Origin of the sequence: Mucilaginibacter sp. OAE612 (assembly GCF_041806395.1) — a bacterium.
Lineage (GTDB): Bacteria > Bacteroidota > Bacteroidia > Sphingobacteriales > Sphingobacteriaceae > Mucilaginibacter > Mucilaginibacter rubeus.
The window spans coordinates 3,386,361-3,401,971 of sequence record NZ_JBGMUW010000001.1; the positions used below are offsets into that span (position 1 = coordinate 3,386,361).

Annotated in this window: 11 protein-coding genes; 3 read left to right on the plus strand and 8 right to left on the minus strand. The window is 42.5% G+C overall.

Translation table 11 applies throughout. From position 1 onward, the window contains the following. Window positions 1–170: 170 nt before the first annotated feature. A complete protein-coding gene (locus ABID99_RS13985) occupies window positions 171–1,049 on the minus strand; it encodes a YitT family protein (RefSeq protein ID WP_373614092.1) in 879 nt (292 codons plus the stop codon). Between the two features lie 12 nt (window positions 1,050–1,061). Further along, a complete protein-coding gene (locus ABID99_RS13990; RefSeq protein WP_091167942.1) occupies window positions 1,062–1,637 on the minus strand; it encodes an HD domain-containing protein in 576 nt (191 codons plus the stop codon). Window positions 1,638–1,806: 169 nt separating this feature from the next. Here ABID99_RS13990 and ABID99_RS13995 point away from each other — a divergent pair, with 169 nt between their 5' ends. Both ABID99_RS13995 and ABID99_RS14000 read left to right on the plus strand, forming a co-directional pair. Beyond that, entirely contained in the window at window positions 1,807–3,042 is a 1,236-nt protein-coding gene (locus ABID99_RS13995) for a dicarboxylate/amino acid:cation symporter (protein WP_373614094.1), read from the plus strand. Window positions 3,043–3,097: 55 nt separating this feature from the next. After that, complete coding sequence (locus ABID99_RS14000) at window positions 3,098–3,712, plus strand: trimeric intracellular cation channel family protein (RefSeq protein ID WP_090524888.1); 615 nt, start codon at window positions 3,098–3,100, stop codon at window positions 3,710–3,712. A gap of 187 nt (window positions 3,713–3,899) precedes the next feature. Here ABID99_RS14000 and ABID99_RS14005 read toward each other — a convergent pair whose 3' ends face one another. From ABID99_RS14005 to ABID99_RS14030, 6 genes are all read right to left on the minus strand, one after another. Continuing rightward, window positions 3,900–6,179 carry a GH92 family glycosyl hydrolase gene (locus tag ABID99_RS14005; RefSeq protein WP_373614095.1) on the minus strand — a complete coding sequence of 760 codons (2,280 nt, stop codon included), beginning with the start codon at window positions 6,177–6,179 and terminating at the stop codon, window positions 3,900–3,902. A gap of 102 nt (window positions 6,180–6,281) precedes the next feature. Further along, complete coding sequence (locus ABID99_RS14010; RefSeq protein ID WP_373614096.1) at window positions 6,282–7,784, minus strand: RagB/SusD family nutrient uptake outer membrane protein; 1,503 nt, start codon at window positions 7,782–7,784, stop codon at window positions 6,282–6,284. 371 nt (window positions 7,785–8,155) lie between these two features. Next, the gene (locus ABID99_RS14015; RefSeq protein WP_373614097.1) at window positions 8,156–11,212 is read right to left on the minus strand and encodes a TonB-dependent receptor; all 3,057 of its coding nucleotides are present in this window, start codon (window positions 11,210–11,212) and stop codon (window positions 8,156–8,158) included. Window positions 11,213–11,486: 274 nt separating this feature from the next. Next, window positions 11,487–12,680, minus strand: a complete 1,194-nt coding sequence (locus ABID99_RS14020) for a FecR family protein (RefSeq protein ID WP_373614099.1) — start codon at window positions 12,678–12,680, stop codon at window positions 11,487–11,489. Window positions 12,681–12,779: 99 nt separating this feature from the next. Further along, window positions 12,780–13,376: an RNA polymerase sigma factor gene (locus ABID99_RS14025; protein WP_188831714.1), complete on the minus strand. Its 597-nt coding sequence runs from the start codon at window positions 13,374–13,376 to the stop codon at window positions 12,780–12,782. Between the two features lie 207 nt (window positions 13,377–13,583). Continuing rightward, the gene (locus ABID99_RS14030; protein WP_373614101.1) at window positions 13,584–14,597 is read right to left on the minus strand and encodes a low specificity L-threonine aldolase; all 1,014 of its coding nucleotides are present in this window, start codon (window positions 14,595–14,597) and stop codon (window positions 13,584–13,586) included. Window positions 14,598–14,676: 79 nt separating this feature from the next. On the opposite strand from ABID99_RS14030, the gene ABID99_RS14035 reads away from it, so the two are divergent. Further along, window positions 14,677–15,330: a hypothetical protein gene (locus tag ABID99_RS14035; protein ID WP_373614103.1), complete on the plus strand. Its 654-nt coding sequence runs from the start codon at window positions 14,677–14,679 to the stop codon at window positions 15,328–15,330. Window positions 15,331–15,611 lie beyond the last annotated feature (281 nt).

Here is a 15,611-nt window from a genome sequence, read left to right on the forward strand (position 1 = left end):
TAATCTTTTGCGCTTAAACTGGAAGCTTAAGTAATGCCCACTCCGGGTTACGCTCCGCTAAACCCGAAGTAGTTTTGTTATTTAATAGCAATGCCATCCTTTTGGGATGGCATTGCTGTTTTTCGCGGTAAACGACTTATGACTTGAAACTAAATACTTAGAACTTCCAATTAATGATCCCTTACCTTCTTCTTCAACACCCCGCCTGCGGCTTCTTTAATACTACTTGTAAAAACGAATGCCTTTGGGTCAATGCCATGTACGAGGTTTTTTAACCTGCGTACTTCCAAACGGGTTACTACCGTAAAGATGATATCAACCGGTTGATGAACATCAAAACTTTCTTTCATAAAGCCACGTTCACCTTTGTAAATGGTGATCCCGCGACCGAGTTCCATAACCAGTCTTTCTTTAATAATCTCACTTTGGCCCGAAATGATATTTACAGCCGTATACTCCTCTAATCCGTCTATTACAAACGTTATTGTTCGTGATGCAGTGTAATAAGTTAAAATAGAATATAATGCTGTTTGTAAACCCAACTCAACGGCTGCTATCAGGAAAATAATAATATTGATACCTAAAATAATTTCGCTAATGGTGAAACTACTGCGTTTTAAGGTGTATAAAGCTAATATCTCGATACCATCCAACGCGCACCCTCCACGAATGGATAGCCCCACGCCCAGGCCCATAAACACGCCACCAAAAATAGACACCAATAGCTTGTCCTGGGTTATTACTGGGTATTCTATAAATTGTAAACATAAGCCAAGTCCAATTACACAGGCAAGCGTTTTTAGCGCAAATGACTTATTAACCTGGAACATCCCCATTATAATAAAAGGGATGTTGGCTATAATTATTACATAGGCTATGTTGAAATGATAAAGCTCATGAATTAGCAATGAGATACCGGTTACCCCGCCATCAAAAAAGCTGTTAGGTACTAAAAAACCTTTTAGGGCGAACCCACAGAATAAAATGCCGATAATTACTGTGACTACGTCTTTTAAAATTTCTTCAATTTTTAAACCCGGTTGTGTCATTAATAGCAGTATTTAAATTTTTTTTGTGATAATTTTCAAATGCTCGTTTTTACCTTCAGCCCTGAGCCTGAGCGCCGTTTGGGTGAAGTAATGATGGCTTTGCAGGAATTTCACCTGCTGCCTGTCCCACTCCAATTCCGATTCAAGGTGATCTGTAATTACGAGTTCCGAAAATAACCTTTTACTAAGGATAAAAAAATCATTTCGGCCCAAATAATCTAAATCAGCATCACAAATTATCTGGCCTAAATGATTGTGAGGGTTTTGCGGCATTTTGGTTGCCATAATAATATCGCAAACCTGCTCAATTTCATCACTTGTATAACCAAAATCAGGCAGATGTTGCCTCGCATTTTTGCATGAACCAGCCTCATGATTGACTTGCCCGAACAAAAAACCTGAATCATGATAGTAAGCGGCCGTAAGTAATAGCTCCAATTCGTCTCCGATTATCCCCTCACCCGCCGCAATTTGTTTTGCAGCAGTATAAACATCAAGCGCATGATCAGCATTATGGTAATGAAAATGTTTGGGGAGCTCTTTCTTTATTTTGTCGAGGATAAAGCCCCCGGCTTGTTCTACCTGCATTCAGTATTTATAATGGCGCTAATATATTAATTTAAGAAATATACGAATACACACAAGGACGCATAATTGCGTCTCCCTCGTACAGGTCATCATTGCATGATCGAAATAAATATTTAAAGCGGCAATTGTCTCTACAATAAAACAGAGGTTAAACAATTATCTTAGCACAATGAACAGCTGGTTTAAAAACTATAAAGGCATTATCTTATTACTAACAGGCATTATTATTGGAAGTATCGCCGGGGCAGTTTTAGGGAATAAAGTTGAAGTGATTAAACCTATTGGTGATATTTTCCTGAACCTGCTGTTCACTGCCGTTGTGCCGCTGGTTTTCTTTGCCATAGCATCGGCTATTGCAGCATTGGATAGTTCGCAAAAACTGGGCAAATTATTAGGCGTTACTTCGCTGGTATTTGTGTCGACTGTTTTAGTAGCTGCTATGGTTACCATTATAGCTATTTGGATCTTCCCTATCCATCAGCACCTTGTTGCCAGCCCCATAACTGAAGCTATCACCAAAAAACCATTCGGCGATCAGTTAACAAGCCTTTTTACTACCAGTGAGTTTTACCAGCTGTTATCCCGCAAAAGCATGCTGGCCATGATCATTTTTGCCGTGATCACCGGCTTTGCTACACTGCATGCAGGCGAAAAAGGCAAAGCATTTGCAGCTTTTTTACATAGCGGCAATGAGGTTTTCAAAAATATTTTCAGCCTTATCATGAAAATTGGCCCTATTGGCCTGGGGGCTTATTTTGCTTACCAGGTTGGAGTGTTCGGTCCGCAGTTGTTTGGCGGTTACGCGCGTTCTATGGCTTTATATTACGGGGTTGGTGCGTTTTATTATTTGGCGATATTCAGTCTGTATGCTTTTATCGCAGGGGGTGTTAGCGCGTTTAAGCGATACTGGAAAAATAATATTATACCATCTGCTACAGCAGTAGGAACTTGCAGCAGCATTGCCACCATACCGGCAAATTTGGATGCCGCAAAAAAAATGGGCATCTCTGATGCTATTGCCAATATTACCATTCCGCTTGGTGGCACTTTGCACAAAGATGGTTCAAGCATTTCGTCAATAGTAAAAATGGCTGTAGTTTTCGCGCTGTTTGGTAAAAGCTTTGACAACGCTGAAACTATAATCATAGCCCTTGCTATGACAGTTTTAGTAAGCCTGGTTGAAGGCGGTATACCCAATGGCGGTTATATTGGCGAGCTGCTTTTTATTTCGGCCTATGGTTTTCCGCCCGAAGCGCTCCCTCCTGCCATTATTATTGGTACGCTGGTTGACCCAATGGCCACATTGTTGAATGCAACCGGCGATACGGCTGCTGCCATGCTGGTAGCCCGCTTTACGGAAGGAAAGGACTGGATGAAACCGCCCCCCGCTAAGGGAGAACTATAGCATATTCAATAAAGGTTTATTATATTGGCGTATAAATAAACCCTTCACTACCTGTATGCTTCACATTCTCTACATTATAGCCATTATTGCCGAAGCAATGACAGCGGCATTATCAGCCGGGCGCCGGGATATGGATTGGGTTGGTGTTTGTATCATAGCCTGGGTTACAGCTTTAGGCGGCGGCACCGTTCGCAACATATTGTTTAATCATTACCCCATGAGCTGGGTCGAACATCCCGAATATTTAGTGATTACCGCAGCAGCAGCGATATTGGCCGCCATCATCGCACGCCTCATGACCAAAATGAAAACGCTGTTTCTTTACCTGGATGCTTTGGGATTGGTAGTATTTACTATTATAGGCTGCCAGATAGCTGAGCAGATTGATCTGCCATGGCTTATCATTTTGCTAAGCGGCATGATAACTGGCTGTGCAGGTGGTGTGCTTCGCGATGTTTTGTGTAATGAAGTACCTTTGCTGTTCCGTAAGGAGGTTTACGCCAGTGCATCCATTGTAACTGGGGCATGCTATTTAGGTCTCGAACATATGGGTGCCCCCAATGGAGTGGCAATTGTAATAGCTTGTATTATTGGTCTTGCATTACGTTTACTTTCTATTAAATATAACTGGCAAATGCCCAAATTTGTGTACCGGGAAGAATGGCATTAATTCTTGATTTCGGAATTGGGATTTTCGATTTCGGATTTTGTTTTTACGTCAGCTGAAAGCTGACACGATGGTTCACCACGGGCTGAAAGCCCGCGGCAGTAGCCGTTTAACAACCAAGGCGAGGATTTACCTCGCCTTGGTTGTTATTAAAATATCCACCATTGTTCCCCCTTCAGGGGTTAGGGGGCTACTCCGTACTCAACGAATATGGAACATCACTTACCTTCACGCCTCTTGCCTTATTAGGCTGAGGAGCCATATTAAAGTTAAGTACCGCTCCTTTTTTAAGTTCCGAATGGCTTAACCAGGTTAAATCATATGGCTTGCCGTTAACGTTTAACGTATTGATATATTTATTAGCCGGACTGTTGTTAGCTGCATTGATCACTACCTTTTTACCATTCTCAAGATTTAGCGTAATTTTCTTGAACAGTGGTGTACCCAAAACGTACTGATCACTGGCCGGAGTTACCGGGTAAAAGCCCATAGCCGAGAACACATACCATGCCGATGTTTGGCCATTGTCCTCATCGCCACAATAACCATCCGGAGTAGCTTTGTATAACTTCGCCATAGCATCACGCACATGGAACTGGGTTTTCCATGGTTCACCTGCATAATTGTACAAGTAAATCATATGTTGAATAGGCTGGTTGCCGTGGGCGTATTGCCCCATATTCATGATCTGCATTTCGCGGATCTCATGAATGGTCTCGCCGTAATAGCTATCGTCAAACACCGGTGGCATGCTAAATACCGAATCCAGCTTGGTAATAAATTTCTGACGTCCGCCCATTAAATCAATCAGGCCCTGCATATCCTGGAAAACGCTCCAACTGTAATGCCAGCTATTACCTTCGGTGAAGGCATCACCCCATTTAAACGGGCTGAATGGTTTTTCAAAAGTACCATCCTGGTTTTTACCACGCATCAGTTTTGTTTCCGGATCGAACAGGTTTTTATAGTTCATGGCACGTTTTTTATAAATGCCAATCTCTGATTCGGGTTTGCCCAGTGCCTTGCCTAATTTATAAATCGCAAAATCATCATATGCATACTCTAAAGTACGGGCTGCGTTTTCATTGATCTTAACATCGTAAGGCACGTAACCCAATTTGTTATAGTACTCAACTCCCTCTCTGCCTGTAGCCTGCGGACCGGCATTATTTGCGCCGTGCACCAAAGCTTCCCACAAAGTACTGATATCATACCCGCGTAAACCTTTCAAATAAGCCTCGGAAACCACCGAAGCCGAATTATTACCGATCATCACCGCAGAATACCCCGGGCTCGACCACTCAGGCAACCAACCACCTTCTTTATAATCATTGATGAGGCCTTCCTGCATTTCTTTATTGATGGATGGATAAACCAGGTTCAGGAAGGGATATAGCGCCCGGAAGGTATCCCAAAAGCCGGTACCGGCAAATTTATAACCCGGGAATACTTTACCTGTCGATGCACTATAGTGTACAATCTTGTTATCCTTATCTATCTCATACAATTTGTTCGGGAAAAATACCATGCGGTAAAAGCATGAGTAAAAGGTACGCATCTGATCAACAGAGCCGCCTTCAATCTGCAGGTGGTTTAGGGTTTTGTTCCAAACAGCTTTTGCCTTTTGACAAGTTACATCAAAGCTGTCTTTACCCTGCTCACGCTCCAGGTTCAACTCGGCCTGTTCAATGCTGACGAATGATGAAGCTACGCGCAAATGAACTTTTTCGCCTTGCGTAGTTTTAAAACCTATCAGAGCGCTTGCATGTTCAGCTTTTAGCTCCAGGCCATCAGCTTGCGTAGTATCGCCGAAAGTATGTGCATAGGTGATTGGCTTATCCACATAAATAACAAAATAGTTTTTAAAGTTTTTAAGCGGGCCGCGCGCATATTTGGTTGAATAGCCTACAATCTTCTTTTGATCGGGCATGATCTTTACGTATGAGCCTTTGTTCAGTGCGTCAATAACGATAAAGGAGCTATCAGTTTTAGGATAAGTAAACCTGAACTGTGCCGAACGCTCAGTTGGAGTAATTTCGGTAGTTACATCATGATCGGCCAGGTACACACTGTAATAGTATGGTTTGGCAGTTTCGGCTTTGTGCGAGAACCAGCTTGCCCTTTTATTTTGGCCTACTACTGCATGTTTGGTGACCGGCATAATGGCAAACTGCCCGTAGTCGTTCATCCATGGTGATGGCTGGTGGGTTTGTTTAAAACCGCGGATCTTGTGCGCATCGTAAGTATACGCCCATCCGTCGCCCATAACACCGGTTTGCGGTGTCCAGAAATTCATCCCCCAGGGAAGGGCAATAGCGGGATAAGTGTTACCATTTGAAAGGTCGTAGTGCGAGTCGGTACCCATCAACGGATTGATGTATTCAACAGGATCGGTAACCTTATTTACCTGCTGAGCAAAAGTACCGGACGCCAACAACACTGATGTGATAAGTACCAGGGCTTTTTTCATTGTTTAAATATTTGATTTTTGATGAAACGTTTTACCAGCCGTAAATATAAAAGACTGGCTTGATATAGCCAGTCTTTTAAGTGTATTATTTGCATTATACAATTACCAACCCGGATTTTGGGTTAATTTACTGTTAGTGCTGATTTCACGCTGTGGTATAGGCCACAGGTAATATTGAGTTTTAAAGGTTACGCCCTGCTCTGTTTGCGAAGCGGTAGGGTCGGCAAAAGTGTTTGATTGCGGCAGGTAGGCCATATGGGTACGCTGCATATCAAAGTATGCCTTATTTTCATAAGCGAGTTCATGGTAGCGCTCCCTCCAGATTGCCTGGCGGAAGGTATCTTTGGTTAAATTACTCAATGGCGCAAGTTTAGCGCGTGCACGGATAGCATTAACAGCGGCATAAGCTTCAGCAGTTGGCCCGCTCACCTCGTTAGTTGCTTCAGCATAGATCAATTGAGCTTCGGGCAAACGCAATAAAGTCCAGTTCTCATCACTTCGACCGCTTTGAGCAGCACTTTCAACATGGAAATATTTATAAAGTGCATGTTCGCCAAACTGAATGATGTTGCCTGGGTTACCGTATTGAGGATAGCTTGAGAAATAAAACTGGCGCTCCTGTGTACGCAGGTCGCCCGCCTCATAACTTGCCACAAACTGATTGGTAGGGATCATAGCGCCAAGGTGATCTCCATATGCACCAACCAACAGGTTAAACGGAATAGTTAACTGAGGGATAGCATTAGTCTGAGTGCCTACCAGGTAATTAATCTGGAATATTAATTCCTGCTGATTTTTGTGCGCATTATCATGCAGGAATGCATAATCAGGAAACAAAGAATACCAGCCTAAAACAGGCTCAATTTCTGATGCTGCCTTAGCATAGTTTTCGGTTTGTTTTAGCGGGAAGCCTGCTGTTGTTAAATAAACGCTGGCCAATAAGGTTTTAACAGCCCCCAATGAAACGCGACCGCTTGCATCAGTATTCGGCATACCTGATTCTTCGGCTGCCTGCAAATCGCTGATGATTTGTTTATAAACATCGGCCACAGGTGTACGTGAAGGATACAGATCAGGGCTGCTCACTGTTTGCGACGCGGTAATCAGCGGAACATCACCATATAAACGTACCAGGTGGTAGTAATAAAATGCCCTGAAAAAGTAAGCTTCACCTATCAGTTTCTTTTTTAAGCCATCATCCATAGGTGATATGCCAGGGATCTTTTCAATGGCAAGATTTGCATTGGCGATACCTTTGTAGCAGTTGTACCATACTGTTTCAAAACCGGGATTAACCGCATCTGTACGCTGATGGATTACGTTACCATTGTTTACGCTCTGTCCTAACGAAGTGGCATGGCCGGCAAACAACTCCAATGTAATAAAAGGGCTTTCACCATAAGCATCTCCATTTTGAAAAAAATACATTACGTTATACAAACCGTTTACAAAGGTTAGGGCCTGGTTTGAGCTGACAAAATAATTATCCTTAACAAAGTTGCTCCTATTTTTTTCATCAAGATATTTTTTGCAACCACTGCCTGTAGCTGCAGCAAGGATAAGTAAAAGACCACCTACCCGGTATTTTTTAAAGTTAAATTTCATAATATGATGTTTTAACATTTTTTAATTAAAGACTAACATTAACACCTAACAGGAAAGTACGTGGTTTTGGATAATCATAAAACTGGATACCCTGTGTAAAGTTGCTTGAGGCATTGTAGGTTGATACCTCAGGATCATAACCGGTATATTTGGTTATCAGGAACAGGTTTTGTGCCTGCGCATAAACCCTTAAACGGCTTAACTTTAACTTTTTAAGAATATTGTCATTAAAAGTATAACCAAGTGTTACCGCCCTGCCGCGAATAAAATTACCGCTTTCAACTTTGGTTGAATAAATTTCGGTTTGATAACGTACATAAGCGGGCCTGCTTTCGGCAATGCTGGTGTTTTGGTTAGTCGGTGTCCAGGCGTTAAGTACGGTAGCATAGCTGTTTTGCCTGACCAGTGCGGTCCTGGCCTGAGTGGCGGGTAAGGTTCATGATCTGATTACCGTAATTAAATTGCAGATCAACACCCAGGTCAACGTTTTTGTAGCGGAAGTTGTTGCTGAAAGTACCATAACCATCAGGTATTGATTTACCTAATACCACTTTATCGTCAGCGCTAACTTTGCCATCGCCATTGGTATCCTGTATTTTCAGGTCGCCTGGTAACAAGCCATATTTAGCAGCTTCGGTCGCCTCAGCAGTTCCCCAGGTTCCAAGCACTTTGTAACCATAAAAACTACCGGCCGGAAGACCAACACGCATCAGGTTAAATTGCGAAAGGAAGGTTGGAGCAAGGAAGATATCATCATTAGATGCACCTAACTGCAGGATCTTGTTTTTCAGGAATGAAATATTAAAGGTTGAGTTCCAGGTGAAATCCTGTGTTTTTATAGGAGTAGCATTGATCGTGAACTCGAGACCTTTGTTTTGCAGCTTACCTATATTTTTATATACGGTTTGAAAGCCGCTTGTTTCTGGCAGCGGTGCATTTAAAAGCAATGCTTTTGTCTTTTTCAGATAAGCATCTGCTTCAATGTTTAAACGATTGTTAAACAAGCCCAATGAAAAGCCTAAATCATACTCCGCAGTTTTTTCCCATTGCAAATCCTCGTTACCTATCGAGGTTTGCGTAGTACCTACCGCACTGTTGCCGCCAAAGGCGTAGCCAACTGTATTAATATTTGCGAGTGAGCGATATTCACCAATTTCGGAATTACCGGTTAACCCGTAGCTCAGCCTCAATTTCAGATCTGATATAGTTTTATTATCCTTTAAGAAATCTTCCTGAGATACGCGCCATGCAAATGCAGCAGAAGGGAAAAAGCCGTACTTTTTGTTAGTACCAAAGCGTGAGGAGCCGTCTTCGCGCCCCGTTAAAGTTAACAGGTATTTCTCGTTGTAGTTATAGTTCAATCTGGCAAAAAACGACTGCATTTGCCATGCATCATAATCAGACTCTGGTTTGTTAGGTACAATACCAGCAGATAAGTTATAATACTCATAAAAATCGTCAGACAATGTACCTGTTGATCCTTTTAAACGAAGTTGCTGATAGTTTTGACGTTCGGCACCTGCAACAAGGTTTATAGTATGTACCTTGTTAAAGGTTTTGTTGTAGGTAAAATAGTTTTGCCATTGCCAAAACGTCCTGTTAAACTCCTCTATCGAGGCCGAGCTATAGCTTTGTCCTGCAACAGGGCCGCCAACAAGCCCGCTTTGAGAAGCCGGGTTATAATTGGCAGATGTAGTTACACCCAAAACGCTGCGGAATTCCAAACCTGGCAACAGATTTAAATTCAAATAACCATTACCGCTGAAGATACGGTTGCGGGTAAGAGATTGAATTTCGCTAGCTTGTGCTACCGGGTTATCACCGCCTTCAAGGTTAGGATAATCAGTACGTTTGCCGTAGGTTCCGTCGGGATATCTGACAGGAATAAAAGGCACCATCTCAATTAACATACGCGGGATGTTGTTACCGCCTGTGCCCTGATCCTGGTTGCGGCCATCCTGGTAATTATAGTTTAACGTAGCGCCAACTTTTACCCATGGTTTTATCTGGTTATCAAAAGTTAAACGCACATTATAACGTTTCAGGTAGCTGTTAAGAATAATACCCTCATCATCGGCATAGTTTAGGAACAAACCGTAGTTTACATTTTCGGCACCGCCGGTGAACGAAACGTTGTGGTTTTGGCTTACCGAAGTACGGGTTGTAGCTTTTTGCCAGTCAACGTCATATAATGGATTTAAATTTTGATCGAATAGTTTACCGATAAGGGCTGTTCTTTGCGTTACCGGGTTACGGTCGGTATAGTCGCCCGCAGCCCAGCCGGTAGGGTCATATTTTTTGATATTGGCGTAAGAAACGTCCTCAATCTGCATAAACTGTTTTGAGTTAAGAACGGGTATCTCCTTAAACATATGATTTACCGCCATATAGGCATCGTAAGAAATGGTACCGCCTTTTTTACCTCTTTTAGTGGTAACCAAAATTACACCGTTTGCACCGCGTGTACCATAAATAGCGGTTGATGAAGCGTCTTTCAGTACGTCGATAGTTTCAATGTCATTAGGGTTAATGGCGTTACCACCTTCTGTCCAAACCACACCATCCACAACATATAACGGATCGGTATTGGTATTGATAGAGCTGTAACCACGGATACGGATTTTGGTTGCGCCACCTGGTGCACCTGAGTTACTTGATACGTTTACGCCGGCAATTTTACCAGACAATTCCTGCTCAAGATTGGTTTGCGGGCGCTCCTGCAACTGTTTTGCACCTACGCTACCTACCGAACCGGTAAGGTCGACCTTTTTTGCGGTACCGTAACCAACCACAACCACCTCGCTCAATGCTTTTGGTTCTTCTGCCAATACAACATCAATCTGGCTCCTGCCGCCAATAGGCACATTTTGGGTTGTATATCCTATAAATGTAAATACCAATGTTCCGTTGGCATCAGGCGCGTTGACGGTATATTTACCATTAATATCAGTTTGTACACCAACATTGGTACCTTTAACCTTAACGGTAACACCAGGGATAGGGCCTTTGGCATCGCTTACCGTACCCGTTACTTTAATTGGAGCAACAGCTACCTGGGATACAACAGGCTCATCCTTCTTTTTAACAACAATGGTTTGATCAAAAATTTTGTAGGTAAGCGGCTGATCTTTAAAGCATTGATCAAGCGCATTTTCTATAGATACGTTTGCAACTTCAATGTTGATTGCTCCGGCCTTTGATACATCCTGCTTATCATACATGAAATGATAGCCTGTTTGTTTTTCAATTGAGCGGAGTACTTTTTCAACGGTAGTGTTTTTTTGGTGCAAAGTAACTATCTGGCTATAACTTTTGGCACTCACATTGGTAAGGGCCGCAATTATAATAAAGGCAGTTAGCTTCATGGCCAATATAAATTTGCGTAATTGAGGCCATGCCATAGGCGTGGCCTTAGAATTAAAATTCATAAGTTTGTAGAGTTTGGGTTAAACATTAACTTTCAATTCATCGATTGTAGAAATTTGGGACCCAGATGTTTATGCCGGGAATGTACTGCGAATACTTCCCGGTTTTTTCATATGCTGGTTTTGGAATTTGATACACATGTTTGAACGCATGATAAACCGTTTTACCAATTTGATCCCAAGGGTCGGGCTAACTTATCTCAGGTATTTCTTCCATCATAGGGTTGTTTAAATTGTTAACAATTGGTTGCTTAATATAGTAGGTATAATAATTATGCTATTGTTGTATGGTAATGCGCTTATCCTCAATTTTAAATTTTACCCCGGCATAACCAAGCATATTCATTAATTGAGATGCTTTTACGTTTCGGGAGATTCGGCCTGTAAATTCTCGTTGTGGTATTTTACCTTCGTAGGCCACCTCAACATCATACCAACGGGCAGCCTGCCTCATAATGGCATCTATCCCCGCATCCCTGAATTGAAAAATGCCGTCTTTCCAGGCTATTTCATCATCTACATCAACATCGTTAAGTACTTTGAGCCTGCCTGCTTTATTGAGTACAGCCTGCTGTCCGGGTTTTAAAATGCCGATTGCAGTGCCGTTACTTATTTTTACTGATCCTTCTAATAATGTGGTTTTCATTTCGGCCTCGTCATTATAGGCCATGATATTAAAATGCGTACCTAAAACCTCAACTGTAGTGTTATCGGATTTAACCCTGAAAGGCATCTGCGGATTTTTGGCAACCTCAAAGTAAGCTTCGCCGGTGATGGTGACCTCACGAGTTTTGCCCGTAAACCTGGTTGGAAAGCTTAATGATGATGCCGAATTTAAACAAACCTTGCTCCCATCCGGCAAAACCAACTGGTATTGACCGCCACGCGGAGTTGAAACAGTATTTATTACCGGAGCATCAACATTAGTACCGGTTTCATAAACCAGCTGACCGTTGCGGGTTTTATTGATCCGGGTGGTACCCTGTTGCGCCAGCAGGCCGTTTTGCGCACTGTCAAGCGTAATAGTTTTGCCATTGGCCAATGTTAAAATTGCTTTGTTGCCACCAGGCAAAGCATCATTTTTAGGATGAATTTTGGCAATGTCTTTTTTTTCAATAACCAGCTTTTTTTGATTGCTGTAAATGTAAGCGCCGAACCCAACAAGTAATAAAAGTGAAGCGGCAACCCCTAACCTTCTCCAGGGGAGGTTATTATTCTTTACCGGTGCAGCAACAGATTGTTCGGGATTAGTTCTTAAAATCTGCATGAGCATATCCTCGCTTTTCGAGCGGTCAAAAAGCGGCCCATGATCGTCAAGCTTATCCCAGGCATGATGTATGAGCGATGCAAGCTCCGCATCGGTTGCCGATGAGTTGATGATCTCAAATAATTCATCGCGCTCAGCTGGCGTAGCAGTGCCATTATAATAAGTGTGAAACAAATAATCAAGCCGGGCGTAAAGTTCGCTCATAGTAAATGTTTTTCAGTATAACTGTATAATTGGCTACAGTGAGTTGGGCAGATCTCATATGTATGACACCTGTGAGATTAAAAAAGGGGGTATTACTTTTTAAAAAAAATAAAAAAAATGAATCAGCGCCATTACTAACGCTATCGCCTCCATATGTTCATGCACATAATCTTTTATGGATGAGGTGGCAATTTGAAGGTATTTCTTGACGGTTTCGCGGGATAGCTCGAGCTCATCGGCAATCTCATGATACTTTAAGCGGTTATGCCTGCTCATGAGGTAAACTTTCTGCTGCTGAGGCGGCAGCTGATCAATGGCCTCATCAATCAAATTATAATAATGATCTGTTTCCTGAACTTCGGCATTAAAAGGTACAATGCGGGTTTCTTCCAACTTTTTAAGCTGCATCTGCTCACGGGCAACTTTGCGCAAACAGTTTAAAGCATGGTTTTTTGAAATTACAAACAGGTAAGCTTTAAAATTATCAACCGCCGTAAGCGTTTCGCGGGTCATCCAGATCTTCATAAACACATCCTGTACAACCTCTTCAGCCAGTTCAGCAGAATGGGTTATACGCAAGATATGAACGCCTAAACGCTGGTGATAAACAGAAAACAATTGACGAAAAGCAAACTCATTACCCTGAGCCACTTGCAAAAGCAGTTCCTTCTCATTTGATTGAGTAAATTCAAACATAGGCTAATGTATGGTTGCCGCAAATATTATAAAATTCGCAGTATTTGCAGCATTAATAATTATATCGATGAAACCAACGTATAACTGTAAAGAAATTAAAAATGTTTGAAAAAATATAAAACGGTCACATTCTCAAAGTTTTTTAACTATTAAGTATGTATTAAATAAATGTCAATCAGTACAATGGTGTTGGCAAGCCATCTAAATTTACAACCCCTTTAATACCCTTATTGTATACTCCACCTGTTCGGCATGTACATCTAAATGAGTTACAAAGCGGATCCGGTTTTTATCTGTATCGCTTGCCCTAATGCCTTTGTCTGCAAGTTTGGCAAGCACCGCAGCAGCCGGTTCAACCGTATCAAATAAAACAATATTGGTTTCAACCGGAATTACATCGCTTACCCATGGCAATCGACCCAGTTCCTCACCCAGAATACGCGCATGGGCATGGTCTATCTTCAGGCGTTCAACATGATGGTCAAGCGCGTAAATCCCCGCGGCAGCTAAAAAGCCCGCCTGGCGCATACCACCACCCAACACTTTACGGATGCGGCGTGCATATTTAATAGTTTCCTTATCGGCTAATAAAACTGAGCCTACGGGTGCACCCAATCCTTTTGACAGGCAAACCGAAATACCATTAAAATATCTGCCATACTCAACCGCAGCGTCACCGGTATGCGTAAGCGCGTTAAAGATCCGGGCACCATCAAGATGAAGTTTTAAACCTTTCTCCCGGCACAGGTTGGCAATAGGTTTGATATTTTCAAGCGTGTAGCAGCTGCCGCCGCCTTTATTAACCGTGTTCTCGAGCACCACCAAACTGGTATGCGGGTAATGGATGTTTTCAGCATTGATTTCCGGCTCTATCATTTCGGGCGTAAGGATGCCCCGGTAACCATTCAACAACCGGGTTGATACTGCCGAATTAAAAGCAATGCCCCCGCCCTCGTACCTGTAAACATGTGCGGTTTGATCGGCAATGAGCTCATCAAGCGGCTGGGTAAAGCATTTAATTGCTATCTGGTTGGTCATGGTACCTGATGGGCAAAAGATAGCAGCTTCCATACCAAACATAGGGGCAGCTTTAGCTTCAAGGGCATTGATGGTTTCGTCCTCGCCAAAAACATCATCCCCTACTTTGGCGCTCCACATAGCTTCAAGCATGCCTGGGGTTGGCTTGGTTACAGTATCGCTTCGGAAATCAACAGTGATCATATTAAAAAGTTAAAATTTGCGTTCTTTGTATCAGAATTCAGAACTCGTTATGCGCTCAATTTTAATCATTTTATTTTTCATGCTGTGTTTTGTATCAGCAAAATCGCAAAAATGGCAACAGGGTAGCTTTACTGATGTAAAGGGCAACCGCGAAACCGGACTGATCCGCGCTAATCCTTCAGGAAAAGGGCCAATTAAAGGTGAAGGTTTCATTGAGTTTAAGGAAAACGAAAAAACTAATCCATATAAATTAAGCGCTAGCGATTTAAGATCGTATGTTGTTGGTCAGGACAGCTTTGTTGTGGCACACGCCCCGGCAAACGAATCGTGGACCAAGGAAGAAACCGACTTTGTAAAAGTGGTGCTTGATGAGCCGGTGAAACTGTTCATGGCAAAGGGCGGTAAAGGCGGAGGAGGCAGTGGCTTTGGTATTACACCCGGGATATCAGCAGGCTACGGAAGCGGTGGTTACGGCGGCGGAATTGGCGGCGGCATCGGCATTAACCTTGGCGGCGGCGGTGGCCGGGGCGGAAGTTCAAAAACGACCTATTATTATGGTGAAACCACTGCAGCTATGAAACGCCTCACCGATGAAAATTTTGAAGATATTATGAGCGATATCATGGGAGATGAACCCGACCTTGTTGATCAGATCCATGAGCATAAATACAATCTTAAGAGTATCGATAAGCTCATTGCAAAATTTGACGAATTGCAAAAAGCCCGGCAATAAATCTCTTTATCAAGCGGCAAACGGATAGATGACTACCTGATACGTCCGGGTGGTCGTTTCTATTTATAGAGACGCATAATTTACTTTTCCCCAACGCTTAATCTCAAATCTTGCGTCTCAAATCTGCTACCTCCCACTCTTTTTTCTCCCCTGAACATCACGTGTTTAACCACAAATGTCAATAAATTAAAAACCATTTAGCATAATTAAAAGTTATTAAACTATAGTAATTCACCAAATAAATAACTTTTAATTAATTTATATCGACATAAACGGCTACT

What these genes read in the sequence shown, in the direction of transcription:
- ABID99_RS13985 (WP_373614092.1), bottom strand. Translation starts at nt 1,049, where the DNA reads ATGACACAACCGGGTTTAAAAATTGAAGAAATTTTAAAAGACGTAGTC.
- ABID99_RS13990 (WP_091167942.1), bottom strand. Translation starts at nt 1,637, where the DNA reads ATGCAGGTAGAACAAGCCGGGGGCTTTATCCTCGACAAAATAAAGAAA.
- ABID99_RS13995 (WP_373614094.1), top strand. Translation starts at nt 1,807, where the DNA reads ATGAACAGCTGGTTTAAAAACTATAAAGGCATTATCTTATTACTAACA.
- ABID99_RS14000 (WP_090524888.1), top strand. Translation starts at nt 3,098, where the DNA reads ATGCTTCACATTCTCTACATTATAGCCATTATTGCCGAAGCAATGACA.
- ABID99_RS14005 (WP_373614095.1), bottom strand. Translation starts at nt 6,179, where the DNA reads ATGAAAAAAGCCCTGGTACTTATCACATCAGTGTTGTTGGCGTCCGGT.
- ABID99_RS14010 (WP_373614096.1), bottom strand. Translation starts at nt 7,784, where the DNA reads ATGAAATTTAACTTTAAAAAATACCGGGTAGGTGGTCTTTTACTTATC.
- ABID99_RS14015 (WP_373614097.1), bottom strand. Translation starts at nt 11,212, where the DNA reads ATGAATTTTAATTCTAAGGCCACGCCTATGGCATGGCCTCAATTACGC.
- ABID99_RS14020 (WP_373614099.1), bottom strand. Translation starts at nt 12,680, where the DNA reads ATGAGCGAACTTTACGCCCGGCTTGATTATTTGTTTCACACTTATTAT.
- ABID99_RS14025 (WP_188831714.1), bottom strand. Translation starts at nt 13,376, where the DNA reads ATGTTTGAATTTACTCAATCAAATGAGAAGGAACTGCTTTTGCAAGTG.
- ABID99_RS14030 (WP_373614101.1), bottom strand. Translation starts at nt 14,597, where the DNA reads ATGATCACTGTTGATTTCCGAAGCGATACTGTAACCAAGCCAACCCCA.
- ABID99_RS14035 (WP_373614103.1), top strand. Translation starts at nt 14,677, where the DNA reads ATGCTGTGTTTTGTATCAGCAAAATCGCAAAAATGGCAACAGGGTAGC.